Annotated in this window: 17 protein-coding genes and 2 tRNA genes; all 19 read left to right on the top strand. The window is 37.0% G+C overall.

The window, feature by feature from the left end; translation table 11 throughout:
* Window positions 1-131: 131 nt before the first annotated feature.
* Window positions 132-653 (top strand): bifunctional pyr operon transcriptional regulator/uracil phosphoribosyltransferase PyrR, encoded by a 522-nt coding sequence (pyrR, locus tag DQN23_RS05380; protein WP_039696718.1) that lies wholly within the window; start codon window positions 132-134, stop codon window positions 651-653.
* A 61-nt stretch (window positions 654-714) separates the two neighbouring features.
* Window positions 715-1947: a solute carrier family 23 protein gene (locus DQN23_RS05375; protein WP_164496884.1), complete on the top strand. Its 1233-nt coding sequence runs from the start codon at window positions 715-717 to the stop codon at window positions 1945-1947.
* 4 nt (window positions 1948-1951) lie between these two features.
* Window positions 1952-2878 carry an aspartate carbamoyltransferase catalytic subunit gene (locus DQN23_RS05370; protein WP_111698880.1) on the top strand — a complete coding sequence of 309 codons (927 nt, stop codon included), beginning with the start codon at window positions 1952-1954 and terminating at the stop codon, window positions 2876-2878.
* Window positions 2879-2946: 68 nt separating this feature from the next.
* Window positions 2947-4035 (top strand): carbamoyl phosphate synthase small subunit, encoded by a 1089-nt coding sequence (locus DQN23_RS05365; protein WP_020916959.1) that lies wholly within the window; start codon window positions 2947-2949, stop codon window positions 4033-4035.
* A 106-nt stretch (window positions 4036-4141) separates the two neighbouring features.
* Entirely contained in the window at window positions 4142-7321 is a 3180-nt protein-coding gene (gene carB / locus DQN23_RS05360; RefSeq protein WP_111712874.1) for a carbamoyl-phosphate synthase large subunit, read from the top strand.
* Window positions 7322-7518: 197 nt separating this feature from the next.
* Window positions 7519-8730: an efflux RND transporter periplasmic adaptor subunit gene (locus tag DQN23_RS05350; RefSeq protein WP_111698876.1), complete on the top strand. Its 1212-nt coding sequence runs from the start codon at window positions 7519-7521 to the stop codon at window positions 8728-8730.
* 12 nt (window positions 8731-8742) lie between these two features.
* Window positions 8743-9453: an ABC transporter ATP-binding protein gene (locus tag DQN23_RS05345; protein ID WP_111712872.1), complete on the top strand. Its 711-nt coding sequence runs from the start codon at window positions 8743-8745 to the stop codon at window positions 9451-9453.
* Between the two features lie 12 nt (window positions 9454-9465).
* Window positions 9466-10695 carry an ABC transporter permease gene (locus DQN23_RS05340; RefSeq protein WP_111712871.1) on the top strand — a complete coding sequence of 410 codons (1230 nt, stop codon included), beginning with the start codon at window positions 9466-9468 and terminating at the stop codon, window positions 10693-10695.
* A gap of 85 nt (window positions 10696-10780) precedes the next feature.
* Complete coding sequence (locus DQN23_RS05335; RefSeq protein WP_043895064.1) at window positions 10781-11371, top strand: TVP38/TMEM64 family protein; 591 nt, start codon at window positions 10781-10783, stop codon at window positions 11369-11371.
* An 18-nt stretch (window positions 11372-11389) separates the two neighbouring features.
* Window positions 11390-12139, top strand: a complete 750-nt coding sequence (locus tag DQN23_RS05330; RefSeq protein ID WP_020916953.1) for a class I SAM-dependent methyltransferase — start codon at window positions 11390-11392, stop codon at window positions 12137-12139.
* 264 nt (window positions 12140-12403) lie between these two features.
* Window positions 12404-12964: a hypothetical protein gene (locus tag DQN23_RS05325; protein WP_325051264.1), complete on the top strand. Its 561-nt coding sequence runs from the start codon at window positions 12404-12406 to the stop codon at window positions 12962-12964.
* A 177-nt stretch (window positions 12965-13141) separates the two neighbouring features.
* Window positions 13142-13414: a 30S ribosomal protein S16 gene (rpsP, locus tag DQN23_RS05320; RefSeq protein ID WP_020916951.1), complete on the top strand. Its 273-nt coding sequence runs from the start codon at window positions 13142-13144 to the stop codon at window positions 13412-13414.
* 17 nt (window positions 13415-13431) lie between these two features.
* Window positions 13432-13680, top strand: a complete 249-nt coding sequence (locus DQN23_RS05315; protein WP_003065320.1) for a KH domain-containing protein — start codon at window positions 13432-13434, stop codon at window positions 13678-13680.
* 242 nt (window positions 13681-13922) lie between these two features.
* Window positions 13923-13994, top strand: a tRNA-Gln gene (locus DQN23_RS05310).
* A 25-nt stretch (window positions 13995-14019) separates the two neighbouring features.
* A tRNA-Glu gene (locus DQN23_RS05305) sits at window positions 14020-14091 on the top strand.
* A gap of 85 nt (window positions 14092-14176) precedes the next feature.
* Window positions 14177-14695 (top strand): ribosome maturation factor RimM, encoded by a 519-nt coding sequence (rimM, locus tag DQN23_RS05300; protein ID WP_043895258.1) that lies wholly within the window; start codon window positions 14177-14179, stop codon window positions 14693-14695.
* Complete coding sequence (trmD, locus tag DQN23_RS05295) at window positions 14685-15413, top strand: tRNA (guanosine(37)-N1)-methyltransferase TrmD (protein ID WP_020916949.1); 729 nt, start codon at window positions 14685-14687, stop codon at window positions 15411-15413. Before rimM ends, trmD begins: the two co-directional genes overlap by 11 nt.
* A gap of 60 nt (window positions 15414-15473) precedes the next feature.
* Window positions 15474-15986 carry a GrpB family protein gene (locus DQN23_RS05290; RefSeq protein ID WP_111712870.1) on the top strand — a complete coding sequence of 171 codons (513 nt, stop codon included), beginning with the start codon at window positions 15474-15476 and terminating at the stop codon, window positions 15984-15986.
* Window positions 15987-16988 (top strand): NAD(P)/FAD-dependent oxidoreductase, encoded by a 1002-nt coding sequence (locus DQN23_RS05285; RefSeq protein WP_020916947.1) that lies wholly within the window; start codon window positions 15987-15989, stop codon window positions 16986-16988.
* Window positions 16989-17089 lie beyond the last annotated feature (101 nt).

Here is a 17089-nt window from a genome sequence, read left to right as displayed (position 1 = left end):
TTAATACTGTCCCGTGAGGCAGGCAAGGAGAGAACGGTAAAAGAAGCGTGCAGCTGGTATAGTTGTACCTATATTTTGTGGAATCTCCTTGGTAACGAGGAGATTTTTTGTATATTAAGAGAGGTTTGTTTATGAAAACAAAAGAAATTGTTGATGACGTAACAATGAAACGTGCAATTACACGTATCACTTATGAGATTATTGAGCGAAATAAAAATCTTGACAACATTGTCCTTGCAGGGATTAAGACACGTGGTGTCTTCATTGCTCGTCGTATTCAAGATCGCTTGAAACAATTGGAAGGTATTGATATTCCGCTTGGTGAACTTGATACAAAACCTTTCCGTGATGATATGAAAGTCGAAGAAGATACAACAGATATGCCAGTTGATATTACTGGTAAAGATGTTATCTTGGTTGACGATGTGCTTTATACAGGACGTACAATTCGTGCGGCTATTGATAACTTAGTAAGTCTTGGTCGTCCAGCTCGTGTTAGCCTTGCTGTTCTTGTTGACCGTGGACACCGTGAACTCCCAATTCGTGCTGATTATGTTGGTAAAAACATTCCAACAAGTGCTATCGAGGAAATCATTGTTGAAGTGATCGAAGTAGATGGCAAAGATCGCGTTAGCATTGTAGATCCAAGCTAAGCAGTATTAGAATTGAGGAGGATGATAAAAAGTGGAAAACGTAAGATATGATGTGCATGATATGCCAAAACCAGGAATGCTGTTTGGATTATCATTTCAACATTTGTTTGCAATGTTTGGCTCAACAGTTTTGGTACCAATCTTAGTTGGTATTGATCCAGCGATTGCTCTATTTTCAAGTGGTTTAGGTACTTTAGCACATTTGACAGTAACCAAATATAAAATCCCAGCTTACATGGGTTCAAGTTTTGCTTACATTGCAACTATGCAAATGTTAATGAAGACTGACGGGATTGCAGCAGTAGCGCAGGGGGCTATCGCAGGTGGTTTGGTTTACTTAATCGTTGCCTTAATTGTAAAATTCGCTGGAAACGCATGGATTGATAAAGTCCTTCCACCAATCGTGGTTGGTCCAATCATCATCGTTATCGGTCTTAGTCTTGCAACAACAGCTGTTAACGATGTGATGCTGAAAGACGGCCAATATAATTTTACTTACCTTTTAGTTGGGATGGTAACTCTTCTTGCGGTTATTCTCTTTAACATGTACGGTAAAAAGATTGTCGGTGTTATTCCAATCTTGCTTGGATTGATTGTTGGTTACATTTTTGCATTGGTAGTTGGTGCGGTGACTGGTCAAAGTATTGTTGATTTGTCAGGTGTGGCAAAATCAGCTTGGTTCCAAGTTCCAAGTTTTGATATTCTCTTTGTTGATTATCATTTCAAACTTTACCCAAGTGCTATTTTGACAATGGCTCCAATCGCTTTTGTAACAATGACTGAACACTTTGGTCACGTAATGGTTCTTAACAGCTTAACAGGACGCGATTTCTTTAAAGATCCGGGTCTTGACCGTACGCTTACAGGTGATGGTTTAGCACAAATCATTGCAGGTTTCTTCGGTGCCCCACCGGTAACATCATATGGTGAAAATATTGGTGTTATGGCCCTTAACAAAATCTACTCAGTATATGTTATTGCTGGAGCAGCAGTAATTGCTATAGTGATGAGCTTTATCGGAAAAATCTCAGCTCTTCTTTCATCAATTCCAACACCAGTTATCGGTGGTATTTCAATTGCCCTCTTTGGCGTTATCGCATCAAGTGGTCTTAAAATTTTAGTTGAAAATAAAATTGATTTCGATAATAAGAAAAATCTTTTGATTGCAAGTGTTATCTTAGTGTCTGGTATCGGTGGTTTGACATTACAAGTTGCTGGTTTGCAAATTACAGGTGTTGCTTTCTCAACACTTCTAGGTATTATCTTGTATCAAATTCTTCCAGAAAAGGACTAAAAAAATGGCAATTACAGATGGCGTTGTTTCACTAAAGCATTTGGTAACAATGGAAACTTTATCAAATGAAGAAGTGCTAGGCTTGATTAAACGCGGAATTGCGTTTAAGAACAATGAAGCTGACTTTAGTTTGGATAGACAATATTTTGCAGCTAATCTATTCTTTGAACCATCAACACGTACACACAAATCTTTCGAAGTCGCAGAAAGAAAACTTGGTTTAGATGTTATTGAATTTGATGCTAAAACAAGTTCAGTCAACAAAGGGGAAACTTTGTATGACACGATTTTGACAATGAGTTCTCTTGGAATTGATATTTGTGTGATTCGCCACTCAATGGAAGATTACTACAAAGAATTAATTGATAGCAGAACAATTCAAACAGCAATCGTTAATGGTGGAGATGGTTCTGGTCAACACCCAAGTCAGTGTTTGCTGGACTTGATGACGATTTATGAAGAGTTTGGTAGTTTTGAAAATATAAAAGTGGCTATTGTTGGTGACATTACGCATTCACGTGTTGCAAAATCTAACATGCAAATCCTAAAACGTTTAGGAGCAGAGTTGTATTTTGCAGGTCCAGAACAATGGTATTCAAGTGAATTTGATGTGTATGGAAAATACGTGGCTATCGATGAGATTGTTGATCAAGTTGATGTCATGATGATGTTGCGAGTCCAACACGAACGTCATGATAGTGAACGTGGTTTTTCAAAAGAAACTTATCACAAGACATACGGCCTTACATATGACCGATATGATAAAATGAAGCCTTCTGCCATCATCATGCACCCAGCACCAGTTAATCGCGATGTTGAAATTGCTGATCGCTTGGTAGAAGCATCAAAATCAAGAATTGCTCGACAAATGCAAAATGGTGTGTTTGTCCGCATGGCAATTCTAGAAGCTGTACTTAACGGTAAAGCTTAACAATTATTTTGAAGTGTCTGCTAATAAACGTTAAAGTGCTCCCGTGAGAGCAAACGAGAGGAATAAAAATGGCAAAAAGACTTTTAATTTTAGAAGATGGAACAATTTTTGAAGGGAAGGCTTTTGGAGCTGACCTTGATGTAACTGGTGAGATTGTTTTTAACACTGGTATGACAGGTTACCAAGAATCAATTACAGACCAATCTTACAACGGTCAAATTTTGACTTTTACTTACCCACTTGTTGGTAACTATGGGATTAACCGTGATGACTATGAATCAATTACACCAACTTGTAAAGGTGTTGTCGTATCTGAAAACGCCCGTCGTGCCAATAACTGGCGTAATCAAATGACTTTGGATGAGTTCTTGAAGGCTAAAAATATTCCAGGAATCTCAGGAATTGATACTCGGGCCCTTACAAAAATCATTCGTAAGCATGGTACAATGAAAGCGACTCTTGCAAATGCTGGTGATACGATTGAGCATTTACAAGATCAATTGCGAGCTACAGTGCTGCCAACCAATAACATAGAACAAGTGTCAACTAAAACGGCTTACCCAGCACCAGGTGTTGGTAAAAATATCGTCTTGGTTGATTTTGGATTGAAACATTCTATCCTACGTGAATTTTCAAAACGTAAATGTAATGTAACAGTTGTTCCTTATAACATTTCAGCTGAAGAAATTCTTCACCTTAATCCAGATGGTATGATGCTATCAAATGGTCCTGGTAACCCAGAAGATATTCCTGAAGTTCTAGATATGATTCGTGGCGTACAAGGAAAAATCCCGATTTTTGGTATCTGTATGGGACACCAATTATTTAGCCTTGCTAATGGTGCTAAAACCTATAAAATGAAATTCGGTCACCGTGGATTTAATCATGCCGTTCGCGAAATTGCAACAGGTCGTATTGATTTTACAAGTCAAAACCACGGTTATGCAGTTGATCGCGACACTCTTCCAGATTGCCTTATGGTAACTCACGAAGAAATCAATGATAAATCTGTAGAAGGTGTTCGTCACCGTGATTTTCCAGCTTTCTCAGTTCAATTCCACCCAGACGCTGCGCCTGGGCCACATGATGCAAGTTATCTCTTTGATGATTTCATCGAATTGATTGATGCATTCCAAGCTGAAAAAGCAAATCGTTAAAAAGTCATTCGATATCAAAATCTTGTCGGTAAATTGCAAAATGACTGATAGCAAGGTCATTAACATATTTAAAGTCAATCAGAGAGTTGACAAATAGGAGAAAATAATGCCAAAACGTACAGATATTAAAAAAATTATGGTGATTGGTTCTGGTCCGATTATTATCGGTCAGGCTGCTGAATTTGACTACGCAGGAACACAAGCTTGTCTTGCTTTGAAAGAAGAAGGATACAGCGTTGTTCTTGTTAACTCAAATCCTGCAACAATCATGACAGATAAAGAAATCGCTGATAAAGTTTACATTGAGCCTTTGACAACAGAATTTGTAACTAGAATTCTTCGTAAAGAACGTCCAGATGCACTTCTTCCAACATTAGGTGGACAAACTGGCCTTAACATGGCAATGGAATTGTCAAAAGCAGGAATTCTTGACGAACTTGGAATTGAATTGCTAGGTACAAAATTATCAGCTATCGACCAAGCTGAAGACCGCGATCAATTTAAACAATTGATGGAAGATTTGAACCAACCTATTCCTGAATCTGAAATTGTAAATACTGTTGATGAAGCAGTTGCTTTTGCTGACTCAATTGGTTATCCAGTTATTGTTCGTCCAGCCTTTACTCTTGGTGGTACTGGTGGTGGTATGTGTGACAATGAAGATGAACTCCGTGAAATCGCTGAAAACGGTTTGAAATTGTCACCAGTTACACAATGTTTGATTGAACGTTCAATTGCAGGTTTTAAAGAAATTGAATACGAAGTGATGCGTGATGCTGCAGACAACGCTTTGGTTGTTTGTAACATGGAAAACTTTGACCCTGTTGGTATTCACACAGGTGACTCAATTGTTTTTGCGCCAACGCAAACTCTTTCAGATATTGAAAATCAAATGTTGCGTGATGCAAGTTTGAGTATTATCCGCGCTCTTAAAATTGAAGGTGGATGTAACGTTCAACTTGCCCTTGATCCAAATAGCTTTAAATACTATGTTATCGAAGTAAATCCACGTGTGTCACGTTCATCAGCTCTTGCTTCAAAAGCTACTGGTTACCCAATCGCAAAATTAGCTGCTAAGATTGCTGTTGGTTTAACGCTTGATGAAATGGTAAACCCAGTTACAGGTACGACATACGCTATGTTTGAACCAGCTCTTGACTATGTGGTTGCTAAGATTCCTCGTTTCCCATTTGATAAGTTTGAAAATGGTGAACGTCGTCTAGGAACACAAATGAAAGCAACAGGTGAAGTTATGGCTATTGGTCGTAATATTGAGGAATCACTTCTTAAAGCTTGTCGCTCGCTTGAAATTGGTGTTCATCATAATGAAATGCCAGAGCTCACAAATGTTACTGATGATGAATTAGTTAATAAGATTGTTCGTGCTCAAGACAATCGTCTCTTCTACCTTTCTGAAGCAATTCGCCGTGGCTACACTATTGAAGAATTATCAAAACTAACAAAAATTGATCTCTTCTTCCTTGATAAATTGCTCCACATCTTTGAACTTGAACAAGAATTGGCGAGTCATGTCGGAGATGTTGACGTTCTTAAAGAAGCAAAACGTAATGGATTTGCAGACCTTAAGATTGCAGAACTCTGGAACATGACAGCAGAAGAAGTTCATACCATTCGTACAGAAAATAAAATTATTCCAGTTTATAAAATGGTTGATACATGCGCTGCTGAGTTCGAATCAGCAACACCATACTTCTATTCAACATATGAATGGGAAAATGAATCAATCAAATCAGATAAAGAATCAATTATCGTACTTGGTTCTGGACCAATCCGAATTGGTCAAGGTGTCGAATTTGACTACGCAACAGTTCACTCTGTTAAAGCAATTCAAGCTGCAGGATATGAAGCTATTATCATGAACTCAAATCCAGAAACAGTATCAACTGACTTCTCAATCTCTGATAAGCTTTACTTTGAACCACTAACATTTGAAGATGTTATGAATGTTATCGAACTTGAACAACCAAAAGGTGTTATTGTTCAATTCGGTGGACAAACAGCTATCAACTTGGCTGAGCCACTTTCTAAAGCTGGTGTCAAAATTCTTGGTACTCAGGTTGCTGATCTTGACCGTGCTGAAGACCGTAACCTCTTTGAACAAGCTTTGAAAGAATTGGATATTCCTCAACCACCTGGACAAACAGCTACTAACGAAGAAGAAGCAGTTGAAGCTGCTCACAAGATTGGTTTCCCAGTTTTGGTTCGTCCATCTTACGTTCTCGGTGGACGTGCCATGGAAATTGTAGAAAACGAGGATGACCTTCGTTCTTACATGCGCACAGCTGTTAAAGCAAGTCCAGACCATCCGGTTCTTGTCGACTCATATATCGTTGGTCGTGAGTGTGAAGTGGATGCCATTTCAGACGGTAAAGATGTGCTTATTCCAGGTATTATGGAGCATATCGAACGTGCTGGTGTTCACTCAGGTGACTCAATGGCAGTTTACCCACCACAGACACTTTCTAAGAAAGTACAAGAAACAATTGCTGACTACACAAAACGTTTGGCAATTGGTTTGAACTGCTACGGTATGATGAATATTCAATTTGTCATCAAAGATGAAACAGTTTATGTTATCGAAGTTAACCCTCGTGCTAGTCGTACGGTTCCATTCTTATCAAAAGTGACTAACATTCCAATGGCACAAGTCGCAACTAAACTGATTCTTGGACAAAGCCTTGCTGATCTTGGTTACGAAGATGGACTTTACCCAGAATCTGATTACGTGCATGTCAAAGCGCCAGTCTTCTCATTCACAAAACTTGCTAAGGTTGACAGCCTTCTAGGTCCTGAAATGAAATCAACTGGTGAAGTTATGGGTTCTGATTTGACTCTTGAAAAAGCACTTTACAAAGCTTTTGAAGCTTCATATCTTCACTTGCCATCATTTGGTAATGTTGTCTTCACAGTATCTGATGATACAAAAGAAGAAGCTCTTGGCTTGGCAAAACGATTTGCTAATATTGGCTACAGTATTTTTGCAACACACGGAACAGCTAAGTTCTTTGCTGAACATGGTCTTGATTCAACAATCATTGATAAGATTGGTCAGGATGATGACAATGACATTCCTGCACTTGTTCGTACAGGTAAAGTACAAGCTATTGTAAATACTGTCGGTACAAAACGTACACTTGACGAAGATGGCGCGATTATTCGTAGCTCTGCTATTGAACACGGTGTTCCTCTCTTTACCGCGCTTGATACAGTAGATGCTATGATTCGTGTCCTTGAAAGCCGAGGATTTACAACACAAGCCATCTAATATAAATCAAAGGCTGAGACTAATGTCTCAGCTTTTTTTTGTTTTCACTTACAAACTTGTAAGAATTTTTGCTAACGAATTCAACTATAATGGTTATAAAGATGAACTTCGGTTTATTCTTGACAGTAAAATACCAAAAATGTATAATTGTTCTATCTTAGTGATACAATTATACAACAAAGAAAACGAGGAAGAAAATGTCTAGAAGAAGCAAGTCAAGTATGTCAAAAAAGACTAAGATTACAATTGGAGCAGCAGTAGCAATTTTTGTGGTTGCTGGTGGGGGTTTGATGATGTGGCAACAGTCCAAATCATCAGTAAAAAGTGAAGTATCTTACAACACTGTCAATGTAACAGAAGGTACAATTTCATCATCTACTTTACTAACTGGGAAAGTGAAAGCTTCTCAGGAGCAATATGTGTATTTTGATAGTAGCAAAGGTACTTCAGCTAGACCAACTGTAGCCGTCGGAGACCAAATCACAACAGGTCAACAACTTGTTCAATATGACTCAACTGCGGCACAAGCAGCTTACGATACAGCTGTTCGTGGACTTAATAAAGTTGGACGCCAAATTGACTATTTGAAAAAATACGGTAATCTGCCAACAACATCAACTAGTACTGATGAAGAAACTGGTGAGGAAACAACAGTTACTTCTCAGCCAACAGCTCAACAAACTGCTGAGTACAATCAGCAATTACAAGATTTGAATGATTCCTATGCGGATGCTCAAGCTGAGGTAAATAAAGCTCAACAAGTACTAAATGAAACAATTATTACAAGTGATGTTTCTGGTACAGTTGTTGAAGTTAATAATGATATTGACCCATCATCTAAAAATAGTCAAACGCTTGTTCACGTGGCAACAGAAGGTCAACTTCAGGTAAAAGGAACATTGACAGAATACGATTTGGCAAACATTAAGACTGGTCAAAACGTTAAGATTAAGTCAAAAGTTTATCCTGATCAAGAATGGACTGGTACAATTTCATACATTTCAAATTACCCAAATCAAACTGCTGATGCAGCAACTTCTGAATCAAGCAATTCATCAAATAGTTCAGCTTCATATGATTACAAAATTGATTTGACAGGTGACACCACTAACCTCCAACAAGGATTTACAGTTTCAGTAGAAGTTGTTAATGAAAACAAAAATAAACTTGTCCCAGTTGACGCTGTCTCTACTGAGGGAGATAAAAAGTTTGTCTGGATTTATGACAAAGATTCTAAAAAAGTAAGCAAAGTAGAAGTAGCTCTTGGAAATGCTGATGCTTCACAACAAGAAATTTTAAGTGGAGTAGAAGTAGGTCAATCTGTTATTTCAAATCCTGATAAAGCTCTAAAAAATGGTAAAAAAGTTGAACATGTAACTAAAGAAGATGCCACTGCTAAAGAAGAATAAGAGGTGACAGTAGTGACAGATGAGAAAAAACCACTAATTCAATTAAATAATATTATAAAATCTTACCAGAATGGCGATCAAGAACTCAATGTTTTAAAAGGAATTGATTTGACAGTTTATGAAGGTGAATTTCTTGCCATTATGGGACCATCTGGTTCAGGTAAATCAACCTTGATGAACATTATCGGTCTCTTGGATAGACCAACATCTGGTGATTATAGCTTGAATGGCAAACAGATCGAAGAACTCAAAGAAAAAGAACTAGCCAGAGTTAGAAACGAAGAAATTGGATTTGTCTTCCAACAATTCTTCCTTCTTTCTAAACTATCAGCTTTACAAAATGTTGAACTTCCACTCATTTACGCTGGTGTCGGTGCTTCAAAGCGTCGTCAATTAGCAAAACAATTTTTAGAAAAAGTTGAGTTGAGCGAACGAATGAAGCATTTGCCGTCTGAGTTGTCTGGTGGACAAAAGCAACGTGTCGCTATTGCGCGTGCTTTGGTCAATAATCCTTCAATTATTCTTGCTGATGAGCCAACAGGTGCCCTTGATACTAAGACAAGTATTCAAATCATGGACTTATTGACGGAGTTAAATCGTGAAGGAAAAACGATTGTTATGGTAACGCACGAGCCTGAGGTGGCTGATTTTGCAACACGAAAAATTATTATTCGTGATGGTGATATTACAAGAGATATCACAGAAAGTGTTCGAATTGATTAAGGGAGGATTATGATGGAAAATTGGAAATTCGCCCTAAGTTCAATCATGGGGCACAAGATGCGTTCGTTTTTAACAACTTTAGGAATCATTATCGGTGTGGCTTCAGTGGTTGTCATTATGGCATTGGGTGAAGGAATGACAAATCAAGTCACTAATATGTTTGCTTCTGACAATCAAAATATTCAAATTTATTACACAACTAAGAAGTCAGATGATATTGATATTTTTGATGATGAAGACCCTACAGCGTCTGACAAAGGACCACAAATTAAGGAAGAGTGGTTGCAAAAAATCACAAGCGAGCTTCCGGGTGTTACGAATTACTATTTAACAAATGGGACAACATCAACAGTTGAGGAAAATCAGAAAAAATCTAAAAATGTTAATATAACAGGGGTAAACAAGACTTATTTTGCGGTTAAAAAATTCAAAGTACTAGCAGGACGAAGTTTTGAAAAGGGAGATTATGACCGTTTTTCTCGTATTGTTATGTTGGATACAAAATTAGCTGTTAAACTTTTCGGCAGCAATGATGCTGCGCTTAATCAGCAAGTTTCTATCGGTTCAAAAACCTATCTAGTTGTTGGCGTTTATAAAGATCCAGATGCTGGTTCGGCACAGTATGGCATGCAATCAGGCGGAAATGCTGTTATGACAAATACTCAGTTAGCTGCAGAGTTCAACATTGACGAGGTTCAGGGAGCATTTGTTCATGTCAGCGATGTTAAAGAATCGTCTAAAGTCGGAAAAGAAGCTGCTCGTTTGATGACACAGATTTCTGGTGTTAGAACTGGTCGATTTACAATTTATGACATGACGCAAGTACTTTCTCAGGTGAAATCAGCTTATGGCATGATGACAACGGTTATCGGTGCTATTGCAGGTATTTCATTGCTTGTTGGTGGTATTGGTGTCATGAATATCATGTTAGTATCTGTAACTGAGAGAACACGTGAGATTGGTTTACGTAAAGCTCTCGGTGCTACGCGCCAGAAAATTTTGACTCAATTTTTGATTGAATCAATGGTCTTAACAATTTTAGGTGGATTGATTGGGCTTGCCTTAGCGTCTGGAGTGACAGCCTTGCTTGGAAATGCTATTCCAAATGTTAAACCATCTATTTCTCTAAATATTGCACTAGGTAGCCTTATCTTTTCAGCCTTTATCGGTATTGTATTTGGGCTATTACCGGCTAACAAAGCAAGTAAACTAAATCCAATTGAAGCCCTTCGTTATGAATAATGAAAGGAGTTACATAATTTCTTGTTAAAAAAGAATAACCCTTGTATAATAAATTTAAGTAATAGACGTGATAAAGGGTGATATGATGTATGATACTTTGAAGAAGTTGGTTAAATTTTTGGGAATTTTTTCAATTGCTTTGACTGTTTTATTTTTAGTCTATCTATTTAAGAACATGGATATTTTAAATAACCCTGATGCTTTAACAAGAGCGCTTAAAGGCCATTTGATTCTAGGTAGCATTGGATTTCTACTATTACAAATTATTCAAGTTGTTATCCCGATTATTCCAGGTGGTGTGACAACGGTTGTTGGTTTTATGGCATTTGGACCAATTCTGGGATTTATTCTGAATTATGTTGGAATTGTGATTGGTAGCATCATTCTATTTTTGCTTACGAGGCGATATGGTAAACCGTTTATTTTATTATTTGTAGATGAGAAATCATTTAAGCATTATGAGCAAAAATTGGCATCATCAACATATGAAACTGTATTTGCTTTGAATATGGCTTCTCCTATATCACCAGCAGATATTTTGGTTATGGTAACCGGCTTATCAAGAATGTCCTTTAAACGATTCTTATACATTATCTTAATTTGCAAGCCGATTTCGATTGTTGCTTTTAGTTATTTTTGGATATATGGTGGACGATTCATCAAAAGTTTTTTGTGATTTTGGTATAATGTGGTTATGTCAATTGTAATTACAACTAGTTTGAGAGAAAATGCTAAATTGCTTGCTGAAGCAAAAACAATCGGTGAAAAGCTTAATCTTCCAGTGATTGAGCGAAATAAACAATCAGCAAAAAAGCTGTTGCAGGGTCGCGAGGGTGTCCTTTTGGTTTATGAAAATAAGCTGCGCTTATTAAATCAAGATGGTAGTGAGCTTTCTTTTCATCCAGATACGGCTATGCTACGAATAAAAAGTTCACACGATGCATTGGTTGATTTACTTGGTACGGACTCTTTGAAGGTTCTTGACACGACAATGGGATTAGCAAGTGATAGTATTGTTATGTCCCATGCTGGACATGATGTGACTGCAATAGAAAGCAATTCTTTAATCCATTTTATTGTTTCAGAAGGTTTAAAAAACTATCAAAGTAACTCTGAGTCACTAAACCAAGCAATGCGTTCAATCAAGACTATTTGTGCTGAGAGTCTGGCGTACTTGAAAAAACTACCGAATGATTCTTTTGATATTGTTTATTGTGATCCGATGTTTTCTGAGAGAATTGAGGAATCGAAGAATCTGGATGGCTTACGTCAGTATGCTAATGTCACAGCTTTTTCAGAAGAGCTTTTGCAAGAAACTAAGCGTGTGGCTAGAAAGAAGATTATCATTAAAGCTCATTTTAGAGATGATGTCTTTGAAAAATATGGCTTTGAACATCTTATAAGAAAAAATCAAAAATTCCATTATGGAGTGATTGAGATTTAGTTGGTAATATATTACTATCTGAATAATTTTATATTACTATATTGAGGAGAAAAATGGTTTCAGTAACACAACGTATAAAACAAGTGAAACAACCTTAGGGAGGATATATCCGACCCAAGACAGCATTTCATGTCCAACAATTTGATGATGAGACAGTGTTAAATGATTAAGAGAACATACATCCTATTCTTGTTTGATTGTTGGTTGATTATCTTACTCAATTTATGAATGGAGCACCGTTAAGAGGATGCATCTAAAGTTTCTTTGCAAGGAGCTAAAAATATTTCTGAGTATGAATTGGCAAAGGCGTTTTTAAAGCACGTTAAAGGTTTAGATGATGAATCAATATGTTGTGCCCATAAACTTGTTGAATTTGATGTATATTATCGTGCACAAATGTCATCATTTTATAGGAGTATGCAAAAAGAAAAAAGTCCTGTTCTAACTGATGAGACTATTGAGAATGTACGTACAACGGTCCTAAGAACACTTGTATTTATTGAAAATTATGGACCAATTACTAAAGATGGTTTTACTTTTGAGGGAGCTTATACTGATGTTGTTACTATAGGTGATGGTGACTATTTGACTGCTGATACTCTTTGGGATTTTAAAGTATCAAAGAAAGAGCCAAATAAAGACCAGACACTTCAAATATTGATTTATTATATAATGGGAAAGCATTCTAATTATCTGGAGTTTAACAATATTCAGAATCTCGGAATTTTCAATCCGAGACTTAATAAAGCATATTCACTATCTGTAAGCGATATTTCTGATGAAATAATTACTGAAGTTTCAGCAAAAGTTCTTGGTTATAAGTAATATGAATTGTAAACTAAATAATCTACAATGCTTATATTGTTTAACAATTTGAAAAAATTTTTAAAAGGTGTCAAGTTTTTTTCTTGACACCTTATCTTTTTATGATATAATAAATTAAGTGAGTTAGTAGCAGAGCTATTAACCTAAACAAAAAAATAGAAAAGAGACTTTATACTAATGGCAGTAAAAATCCGTTTAACTCGTATGGGTTCTAAGAAAAAACCTTTCTACCGTATCAACGTAGCTGATTCACGTGCTCCACGTGACGGTCGTTTCATCGAAACAGTTGGTACTTACAACCCACTTATCGAAGAAAACCAAGTATCACTTAAAGAAGAACGTGTTCTTGAATGGTTGTCTAAAGGTGCTCAACCTTCAGATACAGTTCGTAACATCCTTTCTAAACAAGGCGTTATGAAAAAATTCCACGATTCAAAATTCTCAAAATAATAGAGTAACAAAAGCCTATGGATACCATTGAAAATCTTATTATCGCTATTGTGAAACCTTTGATTTCACAACCAGATAATCTTACCATTAAAATTGAAGATACACCTGAGTTTTTAGAATATCATCTGGATTTGGATGCACAGGACATCGGTCGTGTTATCGGTAAAAAAGGTCGTACCATTACAGCGATAAGATCGATTGTCTATTCGGTACCAACTCAAGGTAAAAAAGTAAGACTCGTTATTGATGAAAAAGGAGAAGAGTAGTGTTATGCTACTCTTTTTCTTTTTGCAAATGTCAAGTATCCTGAAAAAATTGAAAAAAGTTTCAAAAAAGTATTGCCAAAGTGCCTCAATTATGATAGAATACATCTTGTCTTGATTTGAGAGATAACTTTTGAGAGCTGTTGTGCAAGTCAGATTATCGCAGTTTAAAAAACTTTTTGAAAAAACTTCAAAAAAGGGTTGACAAATAAAGTTGATTGCGATAGAATAGATTATGTTGTTTATGGGGTATAGCCAAGCGGTAAGGCAAGGGACTTTGACTCCCTCATGCGTTGGTTCGAATCCAGCTACCCCAGTAAACCTCAAAGGTTTTGTTGATATGGTCCGTTGGTCAAGGGGTTAAGACACCGCCTTTTCACGGCGGTAACACGGGTTCGAATCCCGTACGGACTATCTTGACCAGTTGCAGAGTGGCAGCTGGTTTTTTCTTTACTATTTTTATGGTAAAATGATAAAGACTAAGTTATGTGGAGTTGAAATGAATTACTATAATGTTGGAAAAATCGTCAATACACAAGGTCTTCAAGGTGAGATGCGTGTGTTGTCAGTAACTGATTTTGTTGAAGAACGTTTTAAAAAAGGTTCAAAATTAGCTGTTTTTGATGATAAAGACAATTTCTTGATTGATGTTGAGATTGCTAGTCACCGTAAGCAAAAGAATTTTGATATTATTAAGTTCAAAGGCATGTATCATATCAATGATATTGAAAAATACAAAGGTTGCACTTTGAAAGTGGCTGAAAAAAACTTGTCAGAGCTTGAAGACGGTGAATTTTACTATCATGAAATTATCGGGCTTGATGTTTATGAAAATGACATTTTAGTCGGACAAGTCAAAGAAATTCTTCAACCTGGCGCAAATGATGTTTGGGTGGTTAAACGTAAAGGTAAACGCGACTTGCTATTACCATACATTCCATCAGTTGTTTTAAATGTCGATGTTGCTGCCAATCGTGTAGATGTGGATATTTTGGAAGGACTTGACGATGAAGATTGATATCTTAACGCTCTTTCCTGAAATGTTTGCGCCTTTAGAATACTCTATTGTCGGGAAAGCCAAGGAAAAAGGGTTGCTTGACATTAACTATCATAATTTCCGTGATAATGCCGAAAAAGCTCGTCATGTTGATGATGAACCATACGGTGGTGGACAGGGAATGTTGCTTCGTGCACAGCCTATTTTTGACACGATTGATAAAATCGATGCGAAGAAACCTCGTGTTATTCTTTTGGATCCAGCGGGTCGCACTTTTGATCAAAGCTATGCTGAAGAATTGGCACAGGAAGATGAGTTGATTTTTATCTGTGGCCACTATGAAGGTTATGATGAACGTATCAAGACTTTGGTAACGGATGAAATCTCACTCGGGGATTTTGTTTTAACGGGTGGTGAATTGGCTGCGATGACGATTGTGGATGCAACGGTTCGCCTAATTCCAAATGTTCTTGGAAAAGAAGCGAGTCACCAAGATGATTCGTTCTCATCTGGTTTGCTCGAGTTCCCACAATACACTCGTCCCTATGACTTCAGAGGTATGAAAGTTCCTGATGTTTTGATGAGTGGTCACCATGAAAATATTCGCAAATGGCGAATTGAACAAAGTCTTCGTAAGACTTTAGAGCGTCGACCGGATTTGTTGGAAGATCATGCTCTTACAAAAGAAGAAGAGGCTATTTTCCGCAAGATTCTCAAAGAGAGAGACGCGCAAGAATAGAATATGTGATATAATAGAGGACATGCAGGCTGTATGTCTCTTTATTTTTGGGGAGGTTTTATGCGAACGAAGGAAGTCCTTCTTCTGTCTTATCAGGAAAGTTGGAAAGATGATTTTGAGAAGATTGCCAAAGAGCTTAAAACTGCTCTAGGTGACTTAATTCTTAAAATAGAACATGTGGGAAGTACTTCTGTTCAAGGACTTTCGGCAAAGCCAATTATTGACATCGATTTGGTGATTGCTATAGACACAGATTTGTCTGAGGTGATTCAAAAATTAGCAGCGATTGGTTATGTTCATGAGGGAAATTTGGGGATCGAAGGTAGAGAAGCTTTTGCTTACTCAGGCAAAGAGCATCTTCAAGTTCATCATCTTTATGTTTGTCCTGAAAATTCACCTGAACTGAAGCGTCATCTTGCTTTTCGTGATTATTTACGTAGTCATCCTGAGGCTATTTTGTCTTATGGCGAGGTAAAAGAAAAAGCAGCGAAGCTATTTTCTAAAGATATTGATAAATACATTGCCTATAAATCGTCGATTATCGAAGAAATATACAAGGAGTTGGAAATATAAGTGTCAGAAAATCGTGAAATCTATGATATTACTATCATTGGTGGTGGACCTGTTGGTTTGTTTGCAGCCTTTTACGCTGGTTTGCGCGGCGTTTCGGTGAAAATCATTGAAAGTTTATCTGAACTTGGTGGACAACCTGCAGTTCTTTATCCAGAAAAAATGATTTATGACGTTGCTGGTTTTCCTGGAATTACAGCAGCTGATTTGACTGAAAATTTGATCAAGCAATTAGATCGTTTTAAAGATAGCACAGCTATTTGCCTTAAAGAAGAAGTCAAAACATTTGAAAAAGATGGTGATATTTTTACTATCGAAACAAATAAAGGTCAACATTTTTCACATGCTATCGTGATTGCATGTGGTAATGGTGCTTTTGCCCCTCGTACACTTGGTTTGGAAGGTGAAGAAGCTTACGATGACAACAACCTTTTCTACAACGTTCACAAACTTGACCAATTTGCTGGTAAAGATGTGGTTATTTGTGGTGGTGGTGATTCTGCTGTTGACTGGGCGAATCACTTAGATGGCTTGGCTAAAAGTGTAACTATTGTGCACCGTCGTGATGCTTTTCGTGCTCATGAACATAGTGTAGAAGTTTTGAAAGAGTCAAACGTAAACATTTTGACACCTTATGTGCCATTTGAACTTTCTGGTGATGGTCAATTTGTTAAAAGTTTGACAGTTCAAAAAGTGAAATCTGATGAAACTGTTGAATTGCCACTTGACGCTTTGATTGTAAGTTTTGGATTTTCAACATCAAATAAAAACCTTAAAAATTGGAATGTGGATTACAAACGTTCAAGCATTGCGGTTTCACCATTATTTGAAACTAGTCAAGAAGGTGTTTACGCAATTGGTGATGCGGCTGATTATGAAGGTAAGGTTGATTTGATTGCGACTGGTTTTGGTGAAGCACCAACAGCAATTAACCAAGCTATTAAGTATATCTTCCCTGACCGTGATAATCGTGTTGTTCACTCGACATCATTAATCAATGAATAAAAAAAGAAAGTCTTGTAAGAATGATTCTTACAAGACTTTTTTCTGAAATTATCAGGGGTATTTTCAGAAAATTGACGGTCTAACAGAAAAATGATAGAATT

Source organism: Streptococcus lutetiensis (assembly GCF_900475675.1).
In the GTDB taxonomy this organism is placed as follows: Bacteria; Bacillota; Bacilli; order Lactobacillales; family Streptococcaceae; genus Streptococcus; species Streptococcus lutetiensis.
This window is presented reverse-complemented; position numbering and strand designations above follow the sequence as displayed.

Excerpts from the sequence above, each read along its gene's own strand:
- pyrR (WP_039696718.1), top strand. The coding sequence starts at position 132 with ATGAAAACAAAAGAAATTGTTGATGACGTAACAATGAAACGTGCAATT.
- DQN23_RS05375 (WP_164496884.1), top strand. The coding sequence starts at position 715 with ATGCCAAAACCAGGAATGCTGTTTGGATTATCATTTCAACATTTGTTT.
- DQN23_RS05370 (WP_111698880.1), top strand. The coding sequence starts at position 1,952 with ATGGCAATTACAGATGGCGTTGTTTCACTAAAGCATTTGGTAACAATG.
- DQN23_RS05365 (WP_020916959.1), top strand. The coding sequence starts at position 2,947 with ATGGCAAAAAGACTTTTAATTTTAGAAGATGGAACAATTTTTGAAGGG.
- carB (WP_111712874.1), top strand. The coding sequence starts at position 4,142 with ATGCCAAAACGTACAGATATTAAAAAAATTATGGTGATTGGTTCTGGT.
- DQN23_RS05350 (WP_111698876.1), top strand. The coding sequence starts at position 7,519 with ATGTCTAGAAGAAGCAAGTCAAGTATGTCAAAAAAGACTAAGATTACA.
- DQN23_RS05340 (WP_111712871.1), top strand. The coding sequence starts at position 9,466 with ATGGAAAATTGGAAATTCGCCCTAAGTTCAATCATGGGGCACAAGATG.
- DQN23_RS05335 (WP_043895064.1), top strand. The coding sequence starts at position 10,781 with ATGTATGATACTTTGAAGAAGTTGGTTAAATTTTTGGGAATTTTTTCA.
- DQN23_RS05330 (WP_020916953.1), top strand. The coding sequence starts at position 11,390 with ATGTCAATTGTAATTACAACTAGTTTGAGAGAAAATGCTAAATTGCTT.
- rpsP (WP_020916951.1), top strand. The coding sequence starts at position 13,142 with ATGGCAGTAAAAATCCGTTTAACTCGTATGGGTTCTAAGAAAAAACCT.
- DQN23_RS05315 (WP_003065320.1), top strand. The coding sequence starts at position 13,432 with ATGGATACCATTGAAAATCTTATTATCGCTATTGTGAAACCTTTGATT.
- rimM (WP_043895258.1), top strand. The coding sequence starts at position 14,177 with ATGAATTACTATAATGTTGGAAAAATCGTCAATACACAAGGTCTTCAA.
- trmD (WP_020916949.1), top strand. The coding sequence starts at position 14,685 with ATGAAGATTGATATCTTAACGCTCTTTCCTGAAATGTTTGCGCCTTTA.
- DQN23_RS05290 (WP_111712870.1), top strand. The coding sequence starts at position 15,474 with ATGCGAACGAAGGAAGTCCTTCTTCTGTCTTATCAGGAAAGTTGGAAA.